Here is a 24,409-nt window from a genome sequence, read left to right as displayed (position 1 = left end):
CTGGATCGATGGCACCGGGCAACCGGTGCCGGGACGGAGGGAGACCCCCATGACAACGCCAACGCTCACCCGCCCCGAACTGACCGCCGCCGACCGCTGTGACCGGTGCGGAGCAGCAGCTCAGGTACGCGCCGTCCTCTCCGGAGGCGGCGAACTGCTCTTCTGCGGGCACCACGCCCGCGAGCACGAGGCCAAGCTCAAGGAACTGTCCGCCGACATCCAGCGGTAACCCCCGATACGCGAAAGGCGGCCGGTGCGCACAGGCACCGGCCGCCTTTCTGCATCTTGCAGATTGCGTGGGCGTTATCACGGTACGGCCGCGAAAGGCCGTGATTCCGGACACGAAACCGGACAGGAAATCAGACAGAATCCAGCACCACTTCGAACGCCACTTCCGCGGCCCCCAGCAGCTTGACGTCGGCACCCAGCGCCGAGCTGACGATCCGGGTGCCGCCGACCGCCCGGCTGACCAGGCTGCGCCGCCGCACCTCGGCCCCGACGTGCCGCAGCACCGCCTCCGGCAGCACCGTCAGCAGGTCGCCGAGGATCACCAGCTGCGGGCCGAGCAGGTTGACGACGTTGATCAGCCCCAGCGTCAGCCACTCGGCGAACTCCGCGAGCCGCGTCAGCGCCGCCTCCGAATCCCGGCCCAGCTCGCGCAGCTCGAACAGGATCGCGCCGCGCGGGGTGTCCTCCGGCAGCCCGAGGGCCCGGCACAGCGCCGCTTCGCCGACCTCGGTCTCCCAGCAGCCGCTGCTGCCGCAGTAGCAGGGCCGGCCGTCCGGGCGGATCACCATGTGCCCGATTTCGCCGACGTAGCCCGCGCCGCCGCGCAGCGCCGACCCCTCCGCGATGACGCCGCCGCCGACGCCGACGTCCGCCGAGATGTAGACCACGTCGGACGCCCCGCGGGCCGCGCCGCGCAGGTGCTCGGCGACCGCGCCGAACTCGGCGTCGTTGCCGACCAGGATCGGGATCTGCAGCACGCTGCCGAGCCGCTCGCCGAGCGCGACGTCGGTCCAGCGCAGGTTCGGGGCCTCGTGCACGTGCCCGTCCGCCCGCCGGACGACGCCCGGCACCGACACCCCGGCCGCCACCGGGGTCACGTCGAGGTCGCCGGCCAGGATGGTCGTCGACTCGATGACATGCGTGATGACCTCGTCGGGCTGGCCCATCCGGCCGCGCAGGTTCCAGCTGTTGCGGCCCAGGATCTGGCCGCCCAGCCCGACCAGGGCGATCGCGACGTGCTCGACCTGCAGGTCGACCGCGAGCACGACCGCCGCGTGCGGCTGGGGCAGGACCAGGAGCGAGGGGCGGCCCGCCCCTCGTCCCGGCCTCGGCACCTTCTCCTCGACGACGCCGGCTTCGGCGAGCCCGTCGACGAGGGTCTTGATCGTGCTCCGGTTGAGCCCCAGCTCGGCGGCCAGGGTCGCCCGGGTGCTCGGCCCGCCGACGTGCAGCAGGCGGAGCAGGGTCGTGCGGTTGTGCCGGCGCACCTCGTCCGGTCGTGCAACGGGTGTGCTGGTCACGGGCTTTATCATTCCATGCTGGTTCAGCGCGTCGACGCAGCCGCGCGGCGCCGGGACAGCGCGTCGACCGTGGCGGCGAGCAACAGGACCAGACCGGTGATGATGTTGACCACCGCGGCGGGCTGCTTGAGCAGGCCCAGGCCGTTGATGACCACGGCGATCACGAGCCCGCCGACGACCGCGTCGGAGATCCGGCCCTTGCCGCCGAACAGCGACGTGCCGCCGATGACGGCCGAGCCGACCGCGAACAGCAGCGTGTTGAGGCCACCGGACTGCGGGCTGACCGAACCGACCTTCGACGCGGCGACGATGCCGCCGATGGCCGCGATCGCCGAGCCGATGACGAACACGCTCGCGCGGATCTTCGGCACGTCGATACCGGCGCGGCGGGCGGCTTCCTTGTTGCCGCCGACCGCGTAGACGTACCGGCCGTACTTGGTCCGGTTGAGCACGTAGGTCCCGGCCACCAGCAGCACCAGCATGATCGGGATGACGTACGGGACGCCCTGGATCGTGACGACCGCCTTGTTGGGCGAGCGGTTGATCGTCAGCAGCCAGGTGCCCAGCGCCGACAGCACGACGAGCGCGGCGACCTTGATCAGCACCAGTGGCGTCGGCTGCACGACCAGGCCGCGCTGGAGCCGCTTGAAGTGGCTGAGCAGCGTGATCACCGCGAACCCGCCGGCGGCGAGCAGGAAGAAGATCCAGCTGCCGACGATGTTCAGGTTGCCGTTGGCGATCTTGTAGAGCACGTCGGAGTTGGTGATGCCGATCGTGCCGCCCTCACCGATGAACTGCAGCAGGACGCCCTGCCACACGATGAACAGCGCCAGCGTCACGACGAAGGACGGCATGCCGATCTTCGACACGAGGAAGCCGGTGATGCAGCCGATCGCGGTGCCGACGCAGATGGCCAGCAGGATCTCCAGCCAGGCGTTGGCGGGGACGCCGATCGCGACGATCAGCAGGCCGACCAGCGACAGCGCGGCACCGGCCCAGATCCGCTGGTAGGCCGACAGCAGCATGGCCACGGCGAGCACCGCGATGAACGTGATGAACACGCCGGACCCCATGGAGCCCAGCAGGTTCCCCGCGTGCACGTAGTGCAGTGCCATCACCGACGCGGCGGTACCGGACGCGACACCGGCGGCGAGGTCGATTTCGCCGAGCAGCAGCACGAAGACGATGCCCATCGCGATGATGATCACGCCCGCGCCCTGCGGGAAGACGTTGGCGATGTTCGCCAGGGTGAAGAAGTTGTCCGACAGCGCGCTGAACAGGACCACCAGCACGAGGAGGCCGAACAGCGACGGCAGCGCGCCGAGCTCGCCGGCCCGGATGCGGGCGAAGTAGTCGCGGACCGCTTCGCCGGCTGACATCGATGTCGTGTCGATGCCGAAGTCGGAGATCGCCGCGGTGGGGTTCTGGGTCTGCGCGAGCGCTTCGGCGGGGGTGCCGACCTCGTGCTTGGCAGGGGTCTCAGTCATTTCCGGTTCTTTCTTCCCGCTCACAGGACCACGGCTTCGGGCCGGGCCAGGCCGAGGTCACCGGAGCGACCGGCGGTGATCAGTTCCACGACCTGGCCGTGGGTGACGTCCTTGGTGTGCACCTCGGCGACGAGCCGGCCCAGGTACAGCACGGCGATGCGGTCGGCGACCTCGAACACGTCGGCCATGTTGTGGCTGATCAGCACGACGCCCAGGCCCTGCTCGGCCAGCCGGCGGACCAGGTCGAGCACCTGCCGGGTCTGCGCGACGCCGAGCGCGGCGGTCGGCTCGTCGAGCACGACCACCTTGCTGTTCCACAGCACCGACTTCGCGATGGCGACGGTCTGGCGCTGACCACCGGACAGCGAGGAGACCGGCGTGCGGACGGACTTCACCGTCCGGACCGACAGGGAGGCCAGCGTCTCGCGGGCGGCCTTCTCCATGCTGGCTTCGTCGAGCTTCCACGAGCTGCCGCGCTCGCGCCCGAGGAACATGTTCTGGACGATGTCGAGGTTGTCGGCGAGCGCGAGGTCCTGGTAGACGACCTCGATGCCGAGGTCCGCCGCGTCGCGCGGGCCGCGGATGTGGGTGTCTTCGCCGTTGAACCGCACGGCCCCCGAGTCGTACGGGTGGATGCCGGCGATGCACTTGACGAGCGTCGACTTGCCGGCGCCGTTGTCGCCGACCAGTGCGGTCACTTCGCCCGCACGCACGTCGAAGTCCACGTCGTGGAGGACGTGGACGGGGCCGAAGCTCTTGTTCAGGCCCTTGATCTCGAGAATGGGCTCACTCATGGCTGGCTTTTCTCCTGGGTGGGGACCGGGCCGGGACGCGCCGTCGGGGTGCGCGTCCCGGCCCGGCTGTTCATGGGTACTGCGGGCGGCTCAGGAGATGCCGAGCGAGCTGCACTTGGCGGCGAGGTCGCCACCGCAGATCTCGCTCGCCTTCACGTAGCCCTGGGTCACGACGGTCTTGATGTCCTTCTCCAGGATCAGCGTCGGCGTGAGCAGGACGGACTTGATGTCGCGGTTGTTCTTCGGGTCGTGGAGCTTGCCCGTCGCGATCGCGTCCGCACCGGCGGTGTCACCCTTGGCCAGGGCGGCGGCCAGCTTGGCGGTCGACTCCGCCTCTTCCTTGATCGGCTTGAAGATCGTCAGGTACTGGTCGCCGCGCATGATCGCCATCAGACCGTCGGCGGTCGCGTCCTGGCCGGTGACCGGGACCTTCCCGTTGAGGCCGTTCTTCTTGAGGATGGTGATGACCGCGCCGGCCAGGCCGTCGTTCGCGGCGACGACGCCGTCGACCTTGCCGCCGTTGTTCTGCAGGATCTGCTCGAACGTGGTGCCGCCGACCTGGTTGTCCCAGTCGTTGATCGGCTGCTTCTGGACCAGCTTCAGCGCGCCCGAGGTGAACAGCGGCTTGAGGACGGAGTCCTGGCCGTTGGTGAACAGCGTCGCGTTGTTGTCGGTCGGGGCACCCTCGATCTGGATGACCTGCGCGCCCGGCTTGTCCTTCAGCTTGTCCGCGAGGCCCTGGCCCTGCAGCTGGCCGACCTTCTCGTTGTCGAACGAGACGTAGTAGTCGGCGGACCCGCCGAGGCTCGGCCGGTCGTAGTCGATGACCGGGATGCCCGCGCCCTTGGCCTTCGCCTCGACGGCGGCACCGACGGCCGGGTCGGACGGGGCGATGATCAGGACCTTGACGCCGGAGCTGATGAAGCCGTCGGCCAGGGTCGAGAACTTCTGGCTGTCGCCCTGGGCGTTCTGGATGTCGGCCTCGAAGCCCTGTGCCGACAGCGCGGCCTGCAGCATCGGCTTGTCGAAGGCTTCCCAGCGGGCCGAGGTGGCGGTCTCCGGCAGGATGACGCCGACCTTGCCGTTGGCACCGCCACCGGCGGCCGGGGCGGACGCGGAGTTGGAGCTGCTCCCCGAGCCCCCGCTGTCCGAACTGTTGGCACCGCAAGCGGAGAGCACCAGGCCGGCGCTCACCGTGGCGGCGAGGAGGGTAAGGGTTCTGCTGCGCATCCTCGTTCCTTCCGGATCCAAGCATTGGTGACGAGCGGCCGTCGACGGTTGGCTGTCTCGGGCCTGCGGGGCGGTGATCCGGAGGGGCCCGGCGCACCGACGCGCATATGTTGTGGGCGACAACATATGCCGCTGAGCGGCTGCGGGGAAGATAGCTGGATCGATTAAATGACACCAATTGGACACGGTTCGGCAACACGAGCTGAACCTCGCCCGGAAAGAGTAGATCCGCTGACGATGTGATCGCCAGCACTCACTCAGTGTTACATCCAGGTTTCTTGACAGCGTGAAGGTACTCCTCCGGAGTGCACCGAGCGCAACCCGTGGCGATCCCACGCGACCGGGCGGTGATTGGTCGCCGACTTGCGGACTTCCGGGGCGATCGTGCCCGAGGGGCCACCGGACGGGGGACACGCGGGCAGGTGGCCGGTGACAAGAGACGTACAGAGCGTCACAGGCTGGGTGGTACTGACCAGAAACGGACGGTGACGGCCTGGTTCAGCCGCCCGGGCGACACCGGACGGCTCCGGCGGCCCGCCGAGGCCACCGGGTGAGGATCTCGTGGCGACGCCGGGCGCGGCCGGGTGAAAGCGCGGCCGAACCGGTCACCAGGACCGCAGCGTGACGATCCGCTCCTCGAGCTGTTCGACGGTCGCCATCGCGGTCACCGGGCCGCCGCACACCCGGCGCAGCTCGTTGTGGATCGCGCCGTGCGGCTTCTTGGTCCGGTGGTGGTACATCCCCACCAGCGCGTTCAGCTCCTTGCGCAATGCGCCGAGCCGCTCGCTCACCGACTGGGGGCGCGCCGCGGGCGGAGGCGCCTCCTCCTTGGCCGGCTTGCGCCGCTTCTCGTCGGCGATCTGCTCTTCCTGCCGCTTCCGCAGCAGGGCGCGGACCTGGTCGGGCTCCAGCAGCCCCGGCAGGCCCAGGTACTCCTGCTCCTCGTCCGAGCCGGAGAACACCGCCGTGCCGAACGAGTTGCCGTCGTAGATGACCTGGTCGAGCTCGGCCGAGGCGCCCAGCGAGGTGAACGCCTTCTCCTCCTCGCCCGGCTCGTCCTCGGTGCGGTTGGCCTGGGCGAGGAGCTCGTCCTCCCAGCCCTCCTGCTCGCGGTGCGGCTTGCCCAGCACGTGGTCGCGCTGCGCCTCCAGCTCGCTGGCCAGCTCCAGCAGCACCGGCACCGACGGCAGGAACACGCTCGCCGTCTCGCCCTTCTTCCGGGCGCGCACGTACCGGCCGATCGCCTGGGCGAAGAACAGCGGGGTCGACGCGCTCGTGGCGTACACGCCCACGGCGAGCCGCGGGACGTCGACGCCTTCGGAGACCATCCGGACCGCGATGATCCACCGCTCGGTGGTCTCCGAGAACTCCTTGATCCGGCCCGACGCCTTCGGGTCGTCCGAGAGCACCAGCGTCGGCGGCTCGCCGGAGATGCGCTCGAGGATCTTCGCGTACGCCCGCGCCGTCTCCTGGTCGGTGGCGATCACCAGGCCGCCCGCGTCCGGCACGCCCTGGCGGACCTGCGACAGCCGGGTGTCGGCGGCCTGCAGCACCGCCGGGATCCACTCGCCGGCCGGGTCGAGCGCCGTGCGCCACGCCCGGGCGTTCTGCTCCGCGGTCAGCGGCTCGCCGAGGCGCGCGGTGAACTCCTCCCCCGCGCTCGTGCGCCAGGAGGCCTCGCCCGAGTAGGCCAGGAAGACGACCGGCCGGACCACGCCGTCGGCCAGCGCGTCCGCGTAGCCGTACGAGTGGTCGGCCTTGCTGCGCTGGAACCCGCCCGCGTCCGGCTCGTAGGTGACGAACGGGATGGCCGAGTCGTCGGACCGGAACGGCGTCCCGGTCAGCGACAGGCGCCGCACCGCCGGGGTGAAGGCCTCGCGGATCGCGTCGCCCCAGGACTTCGCGTCGCCGCCGTGGTGGATCTCGTCGAGGATGACCAGCGTCTTGCGGTTCTCCGTGCGCACGCGGTGCAGCGTCGGGTGGGCCGCGACCTGCGCGTACGTCAGCGCGACGCCGTTGTAGTCCGACGACGTGACACCGGTGGTGTTGCGGAAGTTCGAGTCGATCTGGATGCCCGCCGCGGCCGCCGACGCGGCCCACTGGTGCTTGAGGTGCTCGGTCGGCGTCACGATGGTGACGGCTTCGATCGTGCGGTCGCTCAGCAGTTCGGCCGCGATCCGCAGGCCGAACACGGTCTTGCCGGCGCCGGGCGTCGCCACCGCGAGGAAGTCCTTCGGCTTGCGCGTCAGGTACTTGGTGAGCGCCCGCCGCTGCCACGCCCGCAGCGGGCGCGCGGTCGAGTCCTTCTCCGCGGGAGGCGCCCCGAGCTGCGTCTCCGTCATGCCGGTCCCCCCTCGCTCAAGTGCTTTGACGTGCGAAAACCCTCACTGTGGTACCGACTGCTGCTGCGTTGGGCGGCCGGCGACTGCGGTGAGGGCACTGGAGCGAGTCTACCGGCCGGGTCCGACAGTTCCGGGCACCGGCACGGGTGATGTCCCCCGACACGCCCGGGTGCAGCGGTGGTGACGAGCCAAATCAGCGGCGATGGACCATGCTGGACAGCGTCATGGGTGAGGTGCAGCCGTCCGCAGCGACGAAGGTGGCCCGCAAGGGGCCGTGGCGCCTCCTCACGCGCACGCTCGGCAAGGCCTGGGAGGGCAACATCTTCTCCGAGGCCGCCGAAGCGGCCTTCTGGCAGACGCTGTCGCTGCCGCCGCTGCTGCTCGGCCTGCTCGGCAGCCTGGGCTTCGTCGGCGAGTGGTTCGGCCAGGACGTCGTGGCGGCGGTGCACGACCGGATCATCGGCTTCTGCAAGACGGTGTTCAGCGCCAACGCGGTCCACGACATCATCGAGCCGACCGTGAACAGCATCCTCACCGTCGGCAAGGGCGAGATCGTCTCGGTGGGCTTCCTGATCTCGCTCTGGGCGGGTTCGTCGGCGATGTCGTCGTTCGTGGACGCGATCACGGTCGCGCACGACCAGTACGGCGTCCGCAACGACGTCTGGCAGCGGATCTTCGCGCTCCTGCTCTACCTGTGCGGCCTGGTGATCCTGGTGGTCGGGCTGCCGCTGCTGGCGATCGGCCCCGACCTGCTGCCGGAGTTCTTCCCGGCGGACTGGCGCCCGACCGTGACGTCGTGGGTGAGCGCGCTGTACTTCCCGACCCTCGGGGTGATGATCACCCTGGCGCTGACCACGCTGTACAAGCTCGCCCTGCCGCGGAAGCTGCCGTGGCACCGCGGGCTGCCCGGCGCGGTGCTCGCCATGGTCGTGTTCCTGCTTTCGTCGGTCGGCCTGCGCGTCTACCTGAACTGGATCACCAAGACCGGCTACACCTACGGCGCGCTGGCCGCGCCGATCGCGTTCCTGCTGCTGATGTTCTTCATCGGGCTGGCCGTGGTCGGCGGGGCGTACTTCAACAGCGCGATCCAGGAGCTGTGGCCGGCGAAGGCGACCCGGCGGCAGCGGCGCAAGTGGCGGCGGCTGGAGATGGAACGCGCCTCCGAGCGGCTGCGCTCGGAAGAGGGCCGCAAGCTGTGGGAGCGCACGACCACGCCGCTGAAGCGCCCGCGCGCCGAAGACGTCTCCGAAAACGGCGGCGCACCGTCCGAAGAGGACACGTCGTCACCGAGCGCACCGGAACCGGCACCCAGCGCTCCTCAGGGTCGCGTGTCCTCCCAAGGGACGACCCGGAATCCACCCTCAGACTGAGTCGCTCCTCAGGTCGGACATGGGACGCTCTCCGGGTCACTGACGCCGGCGTCGGTCGCCGCGTCGTTCCCGAGGGGGTTCCCAGAGTCATGTCCGTGCTGGCCAGATTGAGCCTGCGCAACCGAAGCCTGATCGGCCTGCTCGCGCTCGTCGTCGTCGGGTTCGGGGCGTTCGCGCTGCCGCAGATCAAGCAGCAGCTGTTCCCGTCCCTGCAGTTCCCGCAGGCCCAGATCGTCACCGCGTACGCGGGCGCTTCGCCGGACGCGGTCGACCGGCAGGTCACCGAGCCCCTCGAAGGTGCGCTGCAGGGGCTGAAGGGGCTCGAGGAGGTCAACTCCACGTCCTCGGACGGCGTTTCGCGCGTGGTCGCGCAGTTCGAGTTCGGCACGGACATCGACGGCGCCGTCCAGCAGATCCAGCAGGTGGTGAACCAGGTCCGGCCGCGGCTGCCGCAGAACTCCGAGCCCGCCGTGTCCGCGGGCAGCACCGACGACCTGCCGGTGGTGCTGGTCGCCGCGGGCACGGCCGGGGACCCGCAGGCGCTCGCGCCCGCGCTGACCGACCAGGTCGCCCCGGAACTGCGGAAGATCGACGGCGTCCGCACGGTGACCGTCACGGGTGTGCAGCAGCCGCGCGTCACGATCACCCTCGACTACGCGAAGCTGGCCGCCGCGGGCGTCGACCCGACGTCGATCGCCACCACCCTGCAGACGGCGGGGGCCGCGATCCCGGCGGGCACGCTGACCGAAGGCGGCAAGACGCTCAGCGTCCAGGTCGGCGGCGGGCAGACCACTGTGGACACGATCCGCAACCTCTACCTCACGCCGAGCGCGGCTTCGTCGTCGCGGCCGGGCGCGCCGGCGCGCGGGCCGGTGAAGCTGGGTGACGTCGCCGACGTCCAGGCCGGCTTCGCGCCGCCGACGTCGATCACGCGCACCAACGGCAAGCCGAGCCTCGGCCTCTCGATCACCATGGTGGACAACGGGAACGCCGTCGCGATCTCCGACGCCGTGCGCGACAAGCTGCCGGAGCTGGCGAAGAAGACCGGCGCCGAGATGAACGTCGTGTTCGACCAGGGCACCCCGGTGAAGGACGCGATCAGCGGCCTGACCACCGAAGGCCTGCTGGGCCTGGCGTTCGCCGTCCTCGTCATCCTGCTGTTCCTGCTGTCGGTGCGCTCGACGCTGGTGACCGCGGTGTCCATCCCGCTGTCGGTGGTGGTCGCGCTGCTGGCGCTGTGGACCGGCGACCTGTCGCTCAACCTGCTCACCCTCGGCGCGCTGACCATCGCGATCGGCCGGGTGGTCGACGACTCGATCGTCGTGCTGGAGAACATCAAGCGACACCTGGCTTACGGCGAGGAAAAGCAGCGCGCGGTGCTCGACGGCGTCCGCGAGGTGGCCGGCGCGGTGACGTCGTCCACGCTGACGACCGTCGCGGTGTTCCTGCCGATCGCGTTCGTCGGCGGGTTCGTCGGGGAGCTGTTCTCGCCGTTCGCGATCACGGTGACGGTGGCGCTGCTGGCCTCGCTGCTCGTGTCGCTGACCGTGGTTCCGGTGCTGGCGTACTGGTTCCTGAAGCAGCCCGCTGTCCCGGCGGACGCCATCGAAGCCGAGCGGGCGCGCGAAGCCGCCGTCGAGAAGGAGCGCCGCGGCCTGCTGCAGCGCGCGTACCTGCCGGTGATCCGGTTCGCCACCAAGCGGCGGCTGACCGTCGTGCTGCTGGCGCTGCTGATTTTCGCCGGCACCGTCGGGCTCGCGACGCGGCTCAACACCAACTTCCTCGACCAGTCCGGCGGCACCACGCTGAACATGACGCAGAAGCTGCCCGCGGGCACCAGCGTCGAGGCCAAGGAGAAGGCCGCCACCGCGGTCGAGCAGGCGCTGGCGGCGGAGTCCGCGGTGCAGACGTACCAGGTCAGCGTCGGCGGGGGCGGCGCGTTCGGCTTCGGCGGCGGGACCAACACGAGCATTTCGGTCACCGTCGCGAAGGACACCGACCTCGACGCGCTGTCGGACCGGCTGCGGTCGAAGCTGACCTCCCGGCCGGAGCTGGGCGAGATCAAGATCGGCGCGGACGCGTCCGGCTTCAACTCCGACCAGATCTCGGTGACCGTGACCGCGCCGTCGGAGGCCGCGCTCAAGCCGGCGTCCGACCAGGTCGTCCAGGCGCTGGGCGGGGTCTCCGGGCTGACCGAGGTGACCAGTGACCTGGCCGTCGGCTCGCCGCGGGTGCAGGTCGAGGTGGACGACGCCGCGGCCGCCGCGCGCGGGCTGTCGGCGAGCACCATCGGCCAGGTCGCCAACCAGGCGATCGCGGGCCGCACGGTGACGCAGCTGCCGGTCGACGGGCAGCGCACGGACGTCGTGCTGCGCGCCGGCACCGCGCCGGTCACGGTCGACCAGGTGAAGGCCCTGCCGATCCCGGGCCCGGCGGGCGTCGTCCGGCTGGACGAGGTCGCGAAGGTGTCCACTGTGGACGGACCGGCGGCGGTGCACCGCACCGGCGGCGACCTGAGCACCACGGTGACGGCCAAGAACACCGGCGACAACCTGAGCAAGACGACCGCCGACATCAAGTCCGAGCTGGACGGCCTGACGTTCACCGGCGGCGCGTCCTACTCGCTCGGCGGCGTGAGCCAGGACCAGCAGGAGGCGTTCTCGAACCTGTTCCTGGCGCTGCTGGCGGCGATCGCGATCGTGTTCCTGATCATGGTGGCGACGTTCCGCAGCCTGATCCAGCCGCTGATCCTGCTGGTGTCGATCCCGTTCGCGGCGACCGGCGCGATCGGCCTGCTGCTGGCGACCGGCACCGCGCTCGGCCTCCCGGCGCTGATCGGCATGCTGATGCTGGTGGGCATCGTGGTGACGAACGCGATCGTCCTGATCGACCTGATCAACCAGTACCGCGCCGAAGGGATGAGCGTCGCGGACGCGGTCACCGAGGGCGGCCGGCGCCGCCTGCGCCCGATCCTGATGACCGCGGCGGCGACGATCTTCGCGCTGGTCCCGATGGCGCTGGGCATCACCGGCCAGGGCGGCTTCATCGGCCAGCCCCTCGCCATCGTGGTGATCGGCGGCCTGGTCAGCTCGACGCTGCTGACCCTGGTGCTGGTCCCGACGCTGTACACGATGGTCGAGACCCGCAAGGAGCGTCGCCGCGCTCGTCGCGAGGCTCGCCGCACCCCGGCGAAGGTCCCGGAGTCGGAGTCCCTGGACCCCGCCCCGACCGCCTGACCACACGGCGAAGGCCCGCACTTTCACGTGAAAGTGCGGGCCTTCGCCGTTCTCACTGCTTGAAGCGGTAGGTCATGCTGTCGAACAGGATGCAGATGCTCGGCGACATCACGATCACCCGCAGCGTGCTGTCCCGCTCGTCGAAGTCGATGCCCTCGACCTCGAAGTTCCCCGAGCAGCCGCTGCGCAGGGGCAGCTGGCCCAGCGAGGTGACGTGCCCGCTGACGTCCGAACCGGACAGCAGGCCGGCCAGGTCGATCTGCAGCAGCGGCTTCGTGGTGCCGAAGAGGCTGCCGTCCGGGTCGTCCGACGCGCAGAGCAGGCGGGTGGCCGTCTGGAAGTCGCAGCCCTGGACGTCGCGGACCTGGTGGTCGAGGCGGATCGTGCCGGCCATCGGCAGGTTCCGCGCCGGATCGGTGGCCGCCACGCCGGGCATCGGGTGGACCAGGAGGCGGTCCATCGTGCCCCACTCCCCCGCCACCAGCCAGCGGGCGTCGGGCGAGACCGCGGCGAACGAATTGTTGTTCGCTTCCCACGACTCGAGGGCGTGCTGGTAGTTCGCCCACGAGCCGTCCGGGGCCTGGACGCGGAAGAGCTTCGCGCCGCGGTCGTCGCGCTGGTAGGGCTCGACGTACCAGCCCTGGGCCGAGCCCGGGTCGCCGACGTGGCTCCAGCCCTGGGAGTTGAGGTCCGCCGGGATCGTGCCGATCCCGGTGTAGCGGATGGTGGTGCCCGACGGCCGCACGATCGTCGCGAGGCCCTGGCTCTCGTCGAGGGCTCTGGCCTGGTCGCGGCCGACCTCCGTCCAGCCGGTGACGGCCTGGGCCAGTGCGGGCGAGACCACGGCCAGCAGGGCGGCGAGGGTGAGCACGATCCCGGTTCTGCGCATGTGCGACTCCGGTGGGTGGGGGAACCTGGCCCGCTGGATTTACCAGGACTCCGGTACCCGGCACACCCGCCGAATGAAGGTTTTTCACGTTTGTCCGCTGATCCGTGCGCATCCGGACAGCAAGAAGCCCCGGCGGGTTCACCCCGCCGGGGGATTCAGGCCGGGGTCACTCCCCCGGGCGCAGCCCGTCGAAGATCTCCTTGCACGCCGGGCAGACCGGCGAGCCGGGCTTCGGCGACTTCGTCACCGGGAAGACCTCGCCGCAGAGCGCCACCACGTGGTTGCCCATGACCGCACTCTCGGCGATCTTGTTCTTCTTCACGTAGTGGAACATCTTCGGCGTGTCGTCGTCGGTGGTGTCCGTGCCCTCGGGCGTGGTTTCCGGCTTCGTCAGCGTCTCGGTGCTCACCCGGCCATTGTGCCCGAGTCCCGGTGCGAACGGTCCCCGGCCTGGCAGGATCCACGGCATGTTCCAGAAGGTGCTCGCGACGTTCGGCTCCGGCGGGGCGCGGATCGACGCCCGGCTGCTCGAGACCGCCGCCGCCCCCGGCCGCCCCCTCCACGGCGAGGTCCTGCTGCTCGGCGGCGAGGTCGACCAGGAGATCAAGGGCCTCTCGGTGACGCTGCTGGCGCGCGTCCAGGTCCCCGGCGCGGACAAGACCGAAGACCTCCCCTTCGGCACCCAGCAGCTCGTCGGCCGCGAGACCATCCGCGCCGGCCAGCAGGTCCGGGTGCCGTTCGAGGTGCCGCTGCCCTGGGAGACACCGGTGACCAGCGTCTACGCCAAGCCGCTGCCCGGGATGGCGGTCGGGGTCCGGGCCGAGCTCGACCTGGCCGCCGCGGTCAGCGACCCGTTCGACGCCGACGCCGTCGCGATCGAGCCGCTCCCGGCCCAGAAGCGGGTCCTCGACGCGCTCAGCCGGACCGGCTTCACCTTCCGCGAAGCGATCCTCGAACAGGGCCGCATCGACGGCGCCCAGCAGCAGCTGCCGTTCTTCCAGGAGATCCGCTTCGCGCCTTCGCCGCGCTTCGCGAGCATCTTCTCGCAAGTCGCGGTCACCTTCCTGACCTCGGCGGAGCGCACCGACGTCGTCCTCGAGGTCACCAAGCGGGTCCGGGTGAGCAAGACCGGCGGCTTCGGCGGGCGCGGGCAGGACTTCCTCGGGAAGTTCACGATGAAGCCGGACGTGAACTGGGAGAAGCAGCTCGAGGACTGGCTCGACCAGGTGGCCCGGCCCCGCGGGATCTTCGACTGATGGAGTGGCCCGACGCGGTCGCGGCGCTGGGCGGCAGGTCCGCGGCCTGGCCGCGGCTCGAAGCGCGCTACGGCGAGCCGCACCGCCGCTACCACACGCTGGACCACGCGGCCGCCGTCGTCCGCGACTCGGCTCGGCTGGCCGGCGACCTCGGCGGCACCGAACGCGCGATGCTCGCCGTCGCCGCCTGGGCGCACGACGTCGTGTACGACGCGAAGCCCGGCGAAGACGAACGCGCCAGCGCGGCGTGGGCCCGCGAAGCGCTCGACGGGGTCGCCGAAGCGCACGTCGAGCGGGTCGAAGGCCTGATCCTCGCCACGATCACGCACGACGCCCCGCCGGACGACCCCCTCGCGACCGCGCTGCTCGACGCCGATCTGGCCATCCTCGGCGCGCCGCCCGGCGAGTACGCGGTCTACGCGAAGAGTGTGCGCCAGGAGTACGCGAAATACCCCGACGACGTCTGGCGCGAAGGCCGCATCGCGGTCCTGGAAGGGATGCTCGCGCGTGAGCTGTACCGCAGCGAAGCCGCGCGGGCACGCTGGGCGATGGCCGCGGAAAAGAACCTCACGGCCGAGCTGACCCACTGGCGCGGCGAGCGGACCGATCACCGATGATGGTCCCTCGTGACCACCCCACTCCACCTGCACGAAGAGATCGCCTCGGCGCTGCGTGACGGGCACCCCGTCGTAGCGCTGGAGAGCACCATCCTGTCCCACGGCCTCCCCGCCGGCCGCAACCTCGACGTCGCCCGCCGCCTCGAGCGCGTGGTGCGTGACGGCGGGGCCGTCCCGGCCACGATCGCGGTGCTCGACGGCCGGGTCGTCGTCGGTCTCTCCCCCGCCGAGCTGGAGCGGGTCTGCGCGCCGGACGCCGGGCTGGACAAGCTGTCGCTGCGCGACCTCGGCCCCGCCGTCGGGCTCGGCCGCTCGGGCGCGACGACCGTGGCGAGCACGTCGGCGCTGGCCGCCGCCGCGGGGATCGGGATGTTCGCCACCGGCGGGCTCGGCGGCGTGCACGTCGGCGCCGCGCAGTCGTGGGACGTCTCGGCGGACCTCGGCGTGCTGGCGAAGGTGCCGACCGTGGTCGTCTGCTCCGGTGTGAAGTCGGTCCTCGACATCCCGGCGACGCTCGAGGTGCTGGAGACGAACTCGGTGCCGGTGCTGGGGTACCGCACCGACGACTTCCCGGCGTTCTACCTGCGCTCGTCCGGGCACGCGGTCGGCTGGCGGGTCGACGACCCGAAGCAGGCCGCCGCCGTGGTCGCCGCGCACCGCGCGTACGCCGGTTCCGGTGTGCTGCTGGCGAACCCCATCCCCGAAGCGTCCGAAATGGACAAGGCACTGCACGACCGCTTGCTCGCCGAAGGCCTCGCCCTGGTCGCGGAGCGGGGGGTGCACGGCGCCGACGTCACGCCGGTGCTGCTGGAGCACTTCCACACCGCCAGCGACGGCGCGAGCATCGACGCGAACGAAGCGCTCGTGCTCAACAACGCGAAGCTGGCCGCCGAGGTCGCGGTGGCGCTGGCATGAGCGGGATCGTGGTGGTCGGCGACGCGGCCCTGGACGTGATCGCCCGGCACGACAAGCCGTTGCCGCACGGCGGCGACGCCCGCGCGAAGATCCGGTTCACCGGCGGCGGCTCGGGCGCCAACACCGCGCTGTGGCTGCGTTCCCTCGGCGCGGAAACGACGCTGCTCGCGCGGATCGGCAACGACCCCGGCGGCCGGCTGATCCGCGCGGAGCTGGAGGCGGCGGGCGTGCGGTGCGCGTTCGCCGTGGACGACGAGGCGCCGACGTGCTGCGTCGTGGTGATGGTCGACGGCTCCGGGCAGCGGAGCATGCTCGCCGACCGCGGCGCGAACCAGCGCTTCGCCCCCGAGGACGTCACCCCGGAGGCGCTGGCCGGCGCGAGCCACCTGCACCTGTCCGGGTACGTGCTGCTCGACCCGCCGTCGCGGGCGGCCGGGCTGGCTTCCCTGGCCGCCGCCCGCGAAGCCGGCTTGACCACTTCGGTCGATCCCCAGGCGGCCGCGCACATCACCGACCCGGCCGCGTTCCTCGACGACGTCCGCGGCGTCGACCTGCTGATGCCGAACACCGAGGAGCTGGTCGCCCTGACCGGCTCGGCGGACCCGGCGGCGGCGAAGGAGCTGCTCGACGCGGTCGGCGCGGTGGTCGTGACGGCCGGGCTGGACGGCGCCAGCTGGGTCGACGCCGGCGGCGTGACGAGCGTGCCCGCGGTCGAGGCCGAGTGCATCGACTCGACGGGCGCGGGCGACGCGTTCGACGCGGGCGTGCTCACCGGCTGGCTGGCCGGTGAGTCCACTGTGGACGTCCTCCGGCACGGCACCCGGCTGGGCGCCCTCGCCGTCGGGAAGGTGGGCCCGCAGCCCGCCTAGGCCGGAACTTTCATAGGGAAAGTGCCGCTTCAGCCCGCCGGAAGCGCAACTTTCCCTACGAAAGTGCCGCCTTCAGCCGTCGATGACTCGGTGACTCGTGCCTTCGATCGCCTTCGCCTCGCGCTCGTACCGGTTGACGTTCTCGGCCTTGCGGGGCGGGCGGTCGTTGGCGATGAGCACCGCGATCCACGGCAGCGGGACCGAGATCGCGAGGAACCCCAGCGCCAGCCACCACGTGTGGTAGGTCAGCCCGGCGAGGATCAGGCACGGGATCCGGCACGCCATCATGATCACGTACTTGCGCTTGCGCGTCGCGAGCTGTTCTTCGTACGACCGCGCCGCCCCGGTGATCAGCACCGGGTCGGGGCCGCTGGCGGGCGTGGTCACTGCACCACCTCCGCGTCCATCGTCCCACTTGCGCGGGTCATCCGACACCGGGGTGGGACAACCGGCTCAGCGCGGCGGCGACCAGGGTCTCGATCCCGGTGCGCAGGGTCGGGTGCAGCACCGGGGCGAACCGCGGCGAGTGGTTGGACGGGACGTCGCGCTCGAAGCGGCCCTCGGTCATCGCCGTGATCACCGTCTCCGGGTCGAAGCCGCCGACCAGCCAGAACACCGAGGGCGCGCCGGCCGCGCGGCCGAACTCGCTGAAGTCCTCGCTGCCGGTCACCAGCGGCGCCGGCATGACCAGCTCCGCGCCGAAGCGGGCGCGGAAGACCTCGGTGAGGGCGTCGTTGGCGGCCTCGTCGTTCTCGGTGATCGGGTAGGCGCCGGAGCGCTCGATGTCCGGCGGCTTCGGCGCCCCCGCCGTGGCCGCCTCGCCGTTGACGATCCGCTCGACCGCGGCCAGCACCCGCTCGCGGACGGCCTGGTCGAAGGACCGGACGTTGACCTCCAGGACGGCGTCGTCGGCGATCACGTTGCTCGCGGAGCCCACGTGCAGCGAGCCGACGGTGACCACGGCGGAGTCGGTGGCGGCGATCTCGCGGGACACGATCGTCTGCAGCTTGAGCACCACCGACGCGGCCAGGACGGCCGGGTCGACGGTCGTTTCCGGGCGTGAGCCGTGCCCGCCGCGGCCGTGCAGGGTGATGCGCAGCGTGTCGGTCGCGGCCATGATCACGCCGGGCCGGGTGAGCACCCAGCCCGCCGGGCCGGGCACCAGGTGCTGGCCGAACACGACGTCGGGCTTCCCGGCGATGTCGAACAGCCCGTCGCGCACCATCGCCGACGCGCCGCCCGCGCTCTCCTCCCCGGGCTGGAACACCACGAGCAGCGTGCCGGACCACGTGTCGCGGCCCTTCGCCAGCAGCGCGGCGGCCCCGGAAAGCCAGGTCGCGTGCATGTCGTGCCCGCACGCGTGCATGACCGGGACGTCCTTGCCGTGCTCGTCGGTGCCGCGGGCGGTGCTGGCGTAGGACAGCCCGGTCTTCTCCTCGACCGGCAGCGCGTCGATGTCGGCCCGCAGCTGGACCGTCGGACCCTCGCCGTTGCGCAGCACGCCCAGCACGCCGGTCCCGGCGATGCCGGTGTGCACCTCGTAGCCGTCGCGCTCCAGCCGCCGGGCCAGCTCGGCCGCCGTCCGGGTCTCGGCGAAGGAGAGTTCGGGGTGGCGGTGCAGGTCGATGTACAGCGCTTCGAGCTCGGGCAGCGCCGCGTCGAGCGGGGCGAGGACGTGTTCAAGGGTCACGGGGGCCATCGTGGCAGCATTACCCACCGTGAGCACGCGAAGCGTACTGCCCGACCTGTCCGACGACGTCTGCGCGCGGCTGCGCGAGGCCTTCCGCCGCACCGGCTACGACGCCGACGGCGTGGTGGCCGCCCTCGGCGGTGCCGCGCACGCCGCGCTGGGCCGCGGTGAGCCGGTACCCGCGGAGCGCGCGAGCCGCGACGCGGGTGACCTCGGCGCGCTGATCCGGCTGTTCCTGCTGGGCGGCACCGAATCGGAGACCGCGGTCAAGGCCGCGTTCGCGCCGCTCGCCCCCGAAGACGCCGTCGCCGCCGGGCTGCTGGCCGCGGCCGGCGACGGGTACCGCGCCGCGCTCGACGTCCGGCCGCACGGCGACGAAGAGGGCTCCTGGTGGGTGGTCTCCGACCTCGACGCCGACGTGCTCGGCAGCACCGTGCCCGAGGACCACGTGCTCGGCGTCGGCCACGCGTCGCTGTCGCTGATCCGCGCGACCAGCCGCAACCCCGTCGGCACGCTGCTCGACCTGGGCACCGGCAACGGCGTGCAGGCGCTGCACGCGGCCCGGCACGCGCAGCGGGTGACCGCGACCGACGTCTCCGGGCGGGCGCTGGCGCTGGCCGCGGCGACGTTCCGGCTGAACGAGCTGGACGTCGAGCTCCTGCGCGGCGAGTGGTTCGCGCCGGTCGCGCGGCGGAGGTTCGACCAGGTCGTCTGCAATCCGCCGTTCGTGGTCGGCCCGGCGCGGGTGGACTACACCTACCGCGACTCCGGACTGGCCGGCGACGACGCCAGCGCGCTGGTCGTGCGGCAGCTGCCGGGCTTCCTGAACGACGGCGGCGTCGGTCACCTGCTGGCTTCGTGGCTGCACACCGGCAAGGAGGACTGGGCCGACCGGGTGAGCCGCTGGCTGCCCGCCGAGACCGACGCGTGGTTCGTGCAGCGCGACGTCGCCGACCCGGCGCTCTACGTCGGCACCTGGCTGCGGGACGCCGGTCTCGAGCCGCGCTCGCCGGAGGGCCGGGCGAAGGCGGCGGCGTGGCTCGACTGGTTCGCGGCGAACGACGTCCGCGGCATCGGGTTCGGCTTCGTCACGCTGCGCCGGGCGGCCGGGGTGAGCAGTCCCACAGTGGTCTGCGAAGACCTGCGGCAGGCCTACGACGACCCGCTGGGACCGGAAGCGGCGGGCTGGCTGGACCGGGTGGAATGGCTGCGCGAATCGGGTGATTCATTGCTCGATGTCCGATTTGTTGTGCCCGACACGGTGCTACTGGAAAGCGTCGAGGAACCCGGCGACGAAGGCTGGGCGACGTCGATCCGGCGCTTGCACCGCACCGACGGGCCGGGCTGGCAGCACGAGGTCGACGAACTGGCGACGCGGCTCCTGGCGGGCTGCCGCGGCGCGCTGCCGCTGGCGGACCTGATCGAGCTCCTCGCGTTCTCGCAAGGGCTCGACGCCTCGGAACTCACCGCCACCGCGCTGCCGGTCGTCCGCGAGCTCGTCCGGCACGGGATGCTCGTCCCGGCGGGGCGGTGAGGGCCGTCGCGGCCCGCGTCACGCGGGCGGACGTCACCGTCGCCGGCGAGGTCGTCGGCGCGATCGACGAGCCGGGTTTGCTTGTGCTGCTGGGAATCCACGTCGACGACGACGCGGCGAAGGCCGCCGCGATGGCGCGGAAATTGTACGAACTGCGGGTACTCCGTGACGAGGAATCATGCGCCACGGCGAATGCGCCGCTGCTCGTGGTGAGCCAGTTCACGCTCTACGGCGACACGAAGAAAGGGCGGCGGCCGTCGTGGACGCAGGCCGCCCGGCCCGAGGTCGCCGAGCCGTTGGTGGACGCGGTCGTGGCCGAGCTGCGCGGCCGCGGCGCCACCGTGGCGACGGGCCGTTTCGGGGCGATGATGGCGGTGTCGAGCGTCAACGACGGTCCGTTCACGGTTGTCGTAGAGGTCTAGACCACAGCGGTACGGTTCACATCCTGACCCGATTCACATCGGATTCTCAGGTTTCCCGGTCACGGAACGTTCTCAGCAAAAGCTCAGCAATGGTCGAGCAACCGGAGCCCGCCGGCAGCCGTCTCCTTTTCAGCGAGCCGGGAACGTTTTGGAAACCCGGAGCGTTGTGCCAGATGTCCAGCCAAGCCGGCCGGACCGGCGTACCGGGATCCACAGGCCCCGGTCGCCGGGAAGCACCGGCGGGACCACCGCAGCAGCACGTTCAGCCCGTGACCGGGGAGGCAGAATGTCAGTCCAGACTCTCGAACGCGAGTCGCGCGGGATTCGCGAGCGCATCCCGGCTCAGCTGTCCGAGGAGCCGTCGATGAGCGTGGGGGCGCTCACCGACGCCGACCTCGACGCCCAGAGCCCCGCCGCCGACCTCGTCCGCGTCTACCTCAACGGCATCGGCAAGACGGCCCTGCTCAGCGCGGCCGACGAGGTCGAGCTGGCCAAGCGCATCGAGGCGGGTGTCTTCGCCCAGCACATGCTGGACACCGCGGAGAGCCTGACCGCGAAGCGCCGCACCGAGCTGGCCGCCCTGGTCCGCGACGGCCACGTGGCGAAGAACCACCTGCTGGAGGCCAACCTCCGCCTGGTGGTTTCGCTGGCCAAGCGCTACACCGGCCGGGGGATGCCGCTGCTCGACCTGATCCAGGAGGGGAACCTGGGTCTCATCCGCGCGGTCGAGAAGTTCGACTACTCCAAGGGGTTCAAGTTCTCGACCTACGCCACCTGGTGGATCCGCCAGGCCATCACCAGGGGGATGGCCGACCAGGGCCGCACCATCCGGCTCCCCGTCCACCTGGTGGAACAGGTGAACAAGCTGGCCCGCATCAAGCGCGACCTGCACCAGCAGCTCGGGCGCGACGCGACCCACGAGGAGCTGGCCGCCGAATCCGGCATCCCGGCGCACAAGATCTCGGACCTGCTCGACCACTCGCGTGACCCGGTAAGCCTGGACATGCCGGTCGGCACCGAGGAAGACGCCCCGCTGGGCGACTTCATCGAGGACTCCGAGGCGACCGACGCCGAGAGCGCCGTGATCTCGAGCCTGCTGCAGGACGACCTGCGCCGGGTCCTGTCGACGCTGGACGACCGCGAACAGCAGGTCATCCGGCTCCGCTACGGCCTCGACGACGGCCAGCCCCGCACGCTCGACCAGATCGGCAAGCACTTCGGGCTCTCCCGCGAGCGCGTCCGCCAGATCGAGCGCGAGGTCATGTCCAAGCTCCGCCAGGGCGAGCGCGCGGACCGGCTCCGCGCCTACGCCAGCTGACCGATCCGTCCGGAGAGGGCGGGCGCACCCACCGTGCGCCCGCCCTCTTTTTTTCGCGCACGGCCGAGCCGACGACCAGGCATTCCGCCGAGCCGGAAAATTTTCCACGAAAAACGGGTTTTGCCTCCGCCGGGCCTGGGTAGCAACCTTCCGCCGACACCCGTTCGGCCGCGTTGACTTATGACTTCGGTCACGTCACATTCGTGGAGCGGCTCGAATGGATATCGGCATCGGCCTCGCGACCGGGTGTGCACGCATCCGGGAGCTTCCCCCGGGAGGTCGGGTCCGTCGGGGTGGACCCGGCCTCCCGACCAAACTTCCCCGCCGCCCACGGGCGAACCGCCGGCAGGCGAGGTGGCCACGAGCGGGTCCGTGGGGTGGCCCACAGTGACCGCATGCCTCTTCGGCGTACTCTCCCCCTCCGCATAAGGTGGGCGGATCCCGGAGCTGGCAAAGGAGCCTGGCAGTGCCGTCCACCACGTTTCAGCACACCGAAGTCCTCCCGCTGGGCAAGGACACCACCACCGAATACCGGCTGGTCACCGACCAGGGCGTCGAGACCGTCGAAGCCGCCGGGCGGACCTTCCTGAAGATCGACCCGGAAGCGCTCACCACCCTCGCGCGCACCGCCATCACCGACATCCAGCACCTGTTGCGCACGTCACACCTGAAGCAGCTGCGCGCCATCGTCGACGACCCCGAAGCCTCGGGCAACGACCGGTTCGTCGCCATGGACCTGCTGCGCAACGCCGCCATCTCGGCCGGCGGGGTCCTGCCCATGTGCCAGGACACCGGGACCGCCATCGTCGTCGGCAAGCGCGGTGAGGGCGTGCTGACCGGCGGGGACGACGAGCGCGCGCTCTCGCAGGGCATCTTCGACGCCTACCAGCAGCTCAACCTGCGGTACTCGCAGATGGCGCCGGTGAACTTCTGGGACGAGCGCAACACGGGCACCAACCTGCCCGCCCAGATCGAGCTCTACCACAAAGAGGGTGACCCCTCCTACGAATTCCTCTTCATGGCCAAGGGCGGCGGCAGCGCCAACAAGACGTTCCTGTACCAGGAAACCAAGGCCGTCCTGAACCCGAAGCGGCTCGCGCGGTTCCTCGACGAGAAGCTGCGCAGCCTCGGCACCGCGGCCTGCCCGCCGTACCACCTCGCGATCGTCGTCGGCGGGATGTCGGCCGAGTTCAACCTCAAGGTCGCGAAGCTCGCCTCCGCGCGCTACCTCGACAACCTGCCGACCGAAGGCTCCGAGCTGGGGCACGCCTTCCGCGACCCGAACCTGGAGCAGCAGGTCCTGGAGATGACCCGGCAGTTCGGCATCGGCGCGCAGTTCGGCGGCAAGTACTTCTGCCACGACGTCCGCGTCATCCGGCTCCCCCGCCACGGTGCTTCGTGCCCGGTCGGCATCGCCGTGAGCTGCTCCGCCGACCGGCAGGCCAAGGCCAAGATCACCGCCGACGGCGTGTTCATCGAACAGCTCGAGCGCGACCCGGCGCAGTTCCTGCCCGAGATCACCGAGGAGGACCTCTCCGACGACGTCGTGAGCGTCGACCTCAACCGGCCGATGGCCGAGATCCGCGCGCAGCTTTCGCAGCTGCCGGTCAAGACGCGGCTTTCGCTCACCGGGCCGCTGGTCGTCGCGCGCGACATCGCGCACGCCAAGATCGCCGAGCGCCTCGACGCCGGTGAGGGGATGCCGGACTACCTGAAGAACCACCCGGTCTACTACGCGGGCCCGGCGAAGACGCCCGAGGGCTACGCGTCCGGCTCGTTCGGGCCGACCACGGCCGGGCGGATGGACTCCTACGTCGAGCAGTTCCAGGCCGCCGGCGGCTCGCTCGTCATGCTGGCCAAGGGAAACCGGTCGAAGCAGGTGACTTCGGCGTGCCAGGCGCACGGCGGGTTCTACCTCGGCTCGATCGGCGGCCCGGCCGCCCGGCTCGCGCAGGACTGCATCAAGAAGGTCGACGTCCTGGAGTACGCCGAGCTCGGCATGGAAGCCGTGTGGAAGATCGAGGTCGAGGACTTCCCGGCGTTCATCGTCATCGACGACAAGGGCAACGACTTCTTCGCCAGCACCGGCGACCCGGTGCTGCAGATCAGCTTCCGTTAGGACGCAGGGGAAGGGGACACCGGCCCGCCGCCGGTGCCCCCTTCCTTCCCTGCTCCCTCAGCCGACGCGCTCGATCCGCGCGCGCCGGATGAGGAACTTTCCGGGTTCCCGAACCTGTTCGAAGGCCGCGTTGTTGAGCAGCGTGCAGCTGCCCGACACCGACGTGACCGCCACCGTGGTGGACTTCGAGTTGTCCAGGTTCGTCACCTTCAGCTTCGTCCCCGCCGGGAACTGGTTGCTCGACGCGGCCGGTTCGCCGCCTTCGCCCGAGAGGGTCACGGTCGACCCCGGGCACACGACTTCGCCGACGGCACCGGTGTCCACTCCGGACTGGTCCTGCTGCTGGTCCGGTTGCTGCGCCGGCGCCTGCTGAACCGGCGCTTGCGCGGCCGGGGCCTGGGCGGCCTGGCCGTTGTCCGCCACGACGTTCGCGGTGCACTCGGCGACCTGGCGCCGCTGCTGGATCAGGTCCACCACCGCCTGCCGGTTGGCGATCCGCGCGGCCGACTGCGCGTCCGGGTTCGCCTGCTGGCCCGCGATGAAGTTCAGGTTGTTCTGCAGTGCGGTGTCGAGTCCTGCGCAGTTCTCCTTGGGAGCTTCGGCCGCGTTGCTCGCCGGGCTGCTCAGCGCGATCGCGGTCGCGGTGATGCCGGAAACCCCCAGCAACGCGGCCAGGCCGATGGTCGCCTGCTTGCGGTGCCGACCACTACTCAACCGGGGCATGCGCCCCTCCTCTCTGATCACCACCTCACCCGGGGACACGGCTCGATCACGAAGGCGGTTCACCGCTTT

General features: G+C 71.0%; 21 protein-coding genes. 11 read left to right on the top strand and 10 right to left on the bottom strand.

Annotated elements, in window-relative coordinates:
* Positions 1–49: 49 nt before the first annotated feature.
* Positions 50–229, top strand: coding sequence for a hypothetical protein (locus AB5J73_RS25725; RefSeq protein ID WP_086862682.1), 180 nt, complete (start codon positions 50–52; stop codon positions 227–229).
* A gap of 130 nt (positions 230–359) precedes the next feature.
* On the opposite strand, the gene AB5J73_RS25720 is transcribed toward AB5J73_RS25725, so the two are convergent.
* From AB5J73_RS25720 to AB5J73_RS25700, 5 genes are all read right to left on the bottom strand, one after another.
* Positions 360–1,541 (bottom strand): ROK family protein, encoded by a 1,182-nt coding sequence (locus AB5J73_RS25720; protein ID WP_370961238.1) that lies wholly within the window; start codon positions 1,539–1,541, stop codon positions 360–362.
* 11 nt (positions 1,542–1,552) lie between these two features.
* Positions 1,553–3,016, bottom strand: coding sequence for a sugar ABC transporter permease (locus tag AB5J73_RS25715; protein WP_370961237.1), 1,464 nt, complete (start codon positions 3,014–3,016; stop codon positions 1,553–1,555).
* Between the two features lie 20 nt (positions 3,017–3,036).
* Positions 3,037–3,810, bottom strand: a complete 774-nt coding sequence (locus AB5J73_RS25710; RefSeq protein ID WP_370961236.1) for an ATP-binding cassette domain-containing protein — start codon at positions 3,808–3,810, stop codon at positions 3,037–3,039.
* 90 nt (positions 3,811–3,900) lie between these two features.
* Positions 3,901–5,040: a sugar ABC transporter substrate-binding protein gene (locus tag AB5J73_RS25705; RefSeq protein ID WP_370961235.1), complete on the bottom strand. Its 1,140-nt coding sequence runs from the start codon at positions 5,038–5,040 to the stop codon at positions 3,901–3,903.
* Between the two features lie 605 nt (positions 5,041–5,645).
* Positions 5,646–7,382 carry a DEAD/DEAH box helicase gene (locus AB5J73_RS25700; RefSeq protein WP_370961234.1) on the bottom strand — a complete coding sequence of 579 codons (1,737 nt, stop codon included), beginning with the start codon at positions 7,380–7,382 and terminating at the stop codon, positions 5,646–5,648.
* A gap of 224 nt (positions 7,383–7,606) precedes the next feature.
* On the opposite strand from AB5J73_RS25700, the gene AB5J73_RS25695 reads away from it, so the two are divergent.
* Both AB5J73_RS25695 and AB5J73_RS25690 read left to right on the top strand, forming a co-directional pair.
* Complete coding sequence (locus tag AB5J73_RS25695; protein WP_370973322.1) at positions 7,607–8,752, top strand: YihY/virulence factor BrkB family protein; 1,146 nt, start codon at positions 7,607–7,609, stop codon at positions 8,750–8,752.
* 89 nt (positions 8,753–8,841) lie between these two features.
* Positions 8,842–11,988, top strand: coding sequence for an efflux RND transporter permease subunit (locus AB5J73_RS25690; protein WP_370961233.1), 3,147 nt, complete (start codon positions 8,842–8,844; stop codon positions 11,986–11,988).
* Positions 11,989–12,040: 52 nt separating this feature from the next.
* On the opposite strand, the gene AB5J73_RS25685 is transcribed toward AB5J73_RS25690, so the two are convergent.
* Together AB5J73_RS25685 and AB5J73_RS25680 are read right to left on the bottom strand one after the other, a co-directional pair.
* Positions 12,041–12,877: a hypothetical protein gene (locus AB5J73_RS25685; RefSeq protein WP_370961232.1), complete on the bottom strand. Its 837-nt coding sequence runs from the start codon at positions 12,875–12,877 to the stop codon at positions 12,041–12,043.
* A 166-nt stretch (positions 12,878–13,043) separates the two neighbouring features.
* A complete protein-coding gene (locus AB5J73_RS25680; RefSeq protein ID WP_167379801.1) occupies positions 13,044–13,286 on the bottom strand; it encodes a DUF3039 domain-containing protein in 243 nt (80 codons plus the stop codon).
* Between the two features lie 58 nt (positions 13,287–13,344).
* Here AB5J73_RS25680 and AB5J73_RS25675 point away from each other — a divergent pair, with 58 nt between their 5' ends.
* From AB5J73_RS25675 to AB5J73_RS25660, 4 genes are read left to right on the top strand one after another with little or no spacing between them, the layout of a single operon-like run.
* Positions 13,345–14,133: a sporulation protein gene (locus AB5J73_RS25675; protein WP_370961231.1), complete on the top strand. Its 789-nt coding sequence runs from the start codon at positions 13,345–13,347 to the stop codon at positions 14,131–14,133.
* Positions 14,133–14,750 carry a hypothetical protein gene (locus AB5J73_RS25670; RefSeq protein WP_370961230.1) on the top strand — a complete coding sequence of 206 codons (618 nt, stop codon included), beginning with the start codon at positions 14,133–14,135 and terminating at the stop codon, positions 14,748–14,750. Before AB5J73_RS25675 ends, AB5J73_RS25670 begins: the two co-directional genes overlap by 1 nt.
* Positions 14,751–14,759: 9 nt before the next feature.
* Positions 14,760–15,665, top strand: coding sequence for a pseudouridine-5'-phosphate glycosidase (locus AB5J73_RS25665; protein WP_370961229.1), 906 nt, complete (start codon positions 14,760–14,762; stop codon positions 15,663–15,665).
* Positions 15,662–16,534: a carbohydrate kinase family protein gene (locus AB5J73_RS25660; RefSeq protein ID WP_370961228.1), complete on the top strand. Its 873-nt coding sequence runs from the start codon at positions 15,662–15,664 to the stop codon at positions 16,532–16,534. The genes AB5J73_RS25665 and AB5J73_RS25660 overlap by 4 nt, the downstream gene beginning before the upstream one ends.
* 72 nt (positions 16,535–16,606) lie before the next feature.
* Here AB5J73_RS25660 and AB5J73_RS25655 read toward each other — a convergent pair whose 3' ends face one another.
* Entirely contained in the window at positions 16,607–16,921 is a 315-nt protein-coding gene (locus AB5J73_RS25655; RefSeq protein WP_370961227.1) for a DUF3099 domain-containing protein, read from the bottom strand.
* Between the two features lie 37 nt (positions 16,922–16,958).
* The gene (locus AB5J73_RS25650) at positions 16,959–18,224 is read right to left on the bottom strand and encodes an amidohydrolase (RefSeq protein WP_370961226.1); all 1,266 of its coding nucleotides are present in this window, start codon (positions 18,222–18,224) and stop codon (positions 16,959–16,961) included.
* A 28-nt stretch (positions 18,225–18,252) separates the two neighbouring features.
* Between AB5J73_RS25650 and AB5J73_RS25645 the strand changes: the two genes are divergently transcribed.
* The 4 genes from AB5J73_RS25645 (at position 18,253) to AB5J73_RS25630 (ending at position 23,617) form a co-directional block, all read left to right on the top strand.
* Positions 18,253–19,758: a methyltransferase gene (locus AB5J73_RS25645; protein WP_370961225.1), complete on the top strand. Its 1,506-nt coding sequence runs from the start codon at positions 18,253–18,255 to the stop codon at positions 19,756–19,758.
* The gene (gene dtd / locus AB5J73_RS25640) at positions 19,755–20,180 is read left to right on the top strand and encodes a D-aminoacyl-tRNA deacylase (protein WP_370961224.1); all 426 of its coding nucleotides are present in this window, start codon (positions 19,755–19,757) and stop codon (positions 20,178–20,180) included. The genes AB5J73_RS25645 and dtd overlap by 4 nt, the downstream gene beginning before the upstream one ends.
* A 286-nt stretch (positions 20,181–20,466) precedes the next feature.
* On the top strand, positions 20,467–21,498 hold the full coding sequence (locus AB5J73_RS25635) for a sigma-70 family RNA polymerase sigma factor (RefSeq protein ID WP_086862670.1): 1,032 nt from the start codon (positions 20,467–20,469) through the stop codon (positions 21,496–21,498).
* 466 nt (positions 21,499–21,964) lie between these two features.
* A complete protein-coding gene (locus AB5J73_RS25630) occupies positions 21,965–23,617 on the top strand; it encodes a fumarate hydratase (protein WP_370961223.1) in 1,653 nt (550 codons plus the stop codon).
* A 57-nt stretch (positions 23,618–23,674) separates the two neighbouring features.
* Here the strand turns inward: AB5J73_RS25630 and AB5J73_RS25625 are convergent, their stop codons facing one another.
* Complete coding sequence (locus AB5J73_RS25625) at positions 23,675–24,340, bottom strand: hypothetical protein (RefSeq protein WP_370961222.1); 666 nt, start codon at positions 24,338–24,340, stop codon at positions 23,675–23,677.
* Positions 24,341–24,409 lie beyond the last annotated feature (69 nt).

The sequence above is a fragment of the Amycolatopsis sp. cg9 genome (assembly GCF_041346945.1).
Taxonomy (GTDB): Bacteria; Actinomycetota; Actinomycetes; order Mycobacteriales; family Pseudonocardiaceae; genus Amycolatopsis.
The sequence above is the reverse complement of the archived record's forward strand: the minus strand, read 5'-3'. Positions and strand labels throughout refer to the sequence as shown.

What these genes read in the sequence shown, in the direction of transcription:
- AB5J73_RS25710 (WP_370961236.1), bottom strand. Translation starts at nt 3,810, where the DNA reads ATGAGTGAGCCCATTCTCGAGATCAAGGGCCTGAACAAGAGCTTCGGC.
- AB5J73_RS25660 (WP_370961228.1), top strand. Translation starts at nt 15,662, where the DNA reads ATGAGCGGGATCGTGGTGGTCGGCGACGCGGCCCTGGACGTGATCGCC.
- AB5J73_RS25685 (WP_370961232.1), bottom strand. Translation starts at nt 12,877, where the DNA reads ATGCGCAGAACCGGGATCGTGCTCACCCTCGCCGCCCTGCTGGCCGTG.
- AB5J73_RS25720 (WP_370961238.1), bottom strand. Translation starts at nt 1,541, where the DNA reads ATGATAAAGCCCGTGACCAGCACACCCGTTGCACGACCGGACGAGGTG.
- AB5J73_RS25690 (WP_370961233.1), top strand. Translation starts at nt 8,842, where the DNA reads ATGTCCGTGCTGGCCAGATTGAGCCTGCGCAACCGAAGCCTGATCGGC.
- AB5J73_RS25670 (WP_370961230.1), top strand. Translation starts at nt 14,133, where the DNA reads ATGGAGTGGCCCGACGCGGTCGCGGCGCTGGGCGGCAGGTCCGCGGCC.
- AB5J73_RS25700 (WP_370961234.1), bottom strand. Translation starts at nt 7,382, where the DNA reads ATGACGGAGACGCAGCTCGGGGCGCCTCCCGCGGAGAAGGACTCGACC.
- AB5J73_RS25625 (WP_370961222.1), bottom strand. Translation starts at nt 24,340, where the DNA reads ATGCCCCGGTTGAGTAGTGGTCGGCACCGCAAGCAGGCGACCATCGGC.
- AB5J73_RS25695 (WP_370973322.1), top strand. Translation starts at nt 7,607, where the DNA reads ATGGGTGAGGTGCAGCCGTCCGCAGCGACGAAGGTGGCCCGCAAGGGG.
- AB5J73_RS25715 (WP_370961237.1), bottom strand. Translation starts at nt 3,016, where the DNA reads ATGACTGAGACCCCTGCCAAGCACGAGGTCGGCACCCCCGCCGAAGCG.
- AB5J73_RS25675 (WP_370961231.1), top strand. Translation starts at nt 13,345, where the DNA reads ATGTTCCAGAAGGTGCTCGCGACGTTCGGCTCCGGCGGGGCGCGGATC.
- AB5J73_RS25635 (WP_086862670.1), top strand. Translation starts at nt 20,467, where the DNA reads ATGTCAGTCCAGACTCTCGAACGCGAGTCGCGCGGGATTCGCGAGCGC.
- AB5J73_RS25725 (WP_086862682.1), top strand. Translation starts at nt 50, where the DNA reads ATGACAACGCCAACGCTCACCCGCCCCGAACTGACCGCCGCCGACCGC.
- AB5J73_RS25705 (WP_370961235.1), bottom strand. Translation starts at nt 5,040, where the DNA reads ATGCGCAGCAGAACCCTTACCCTCCTCGCCGCCACGGTGAGCGCCGGC.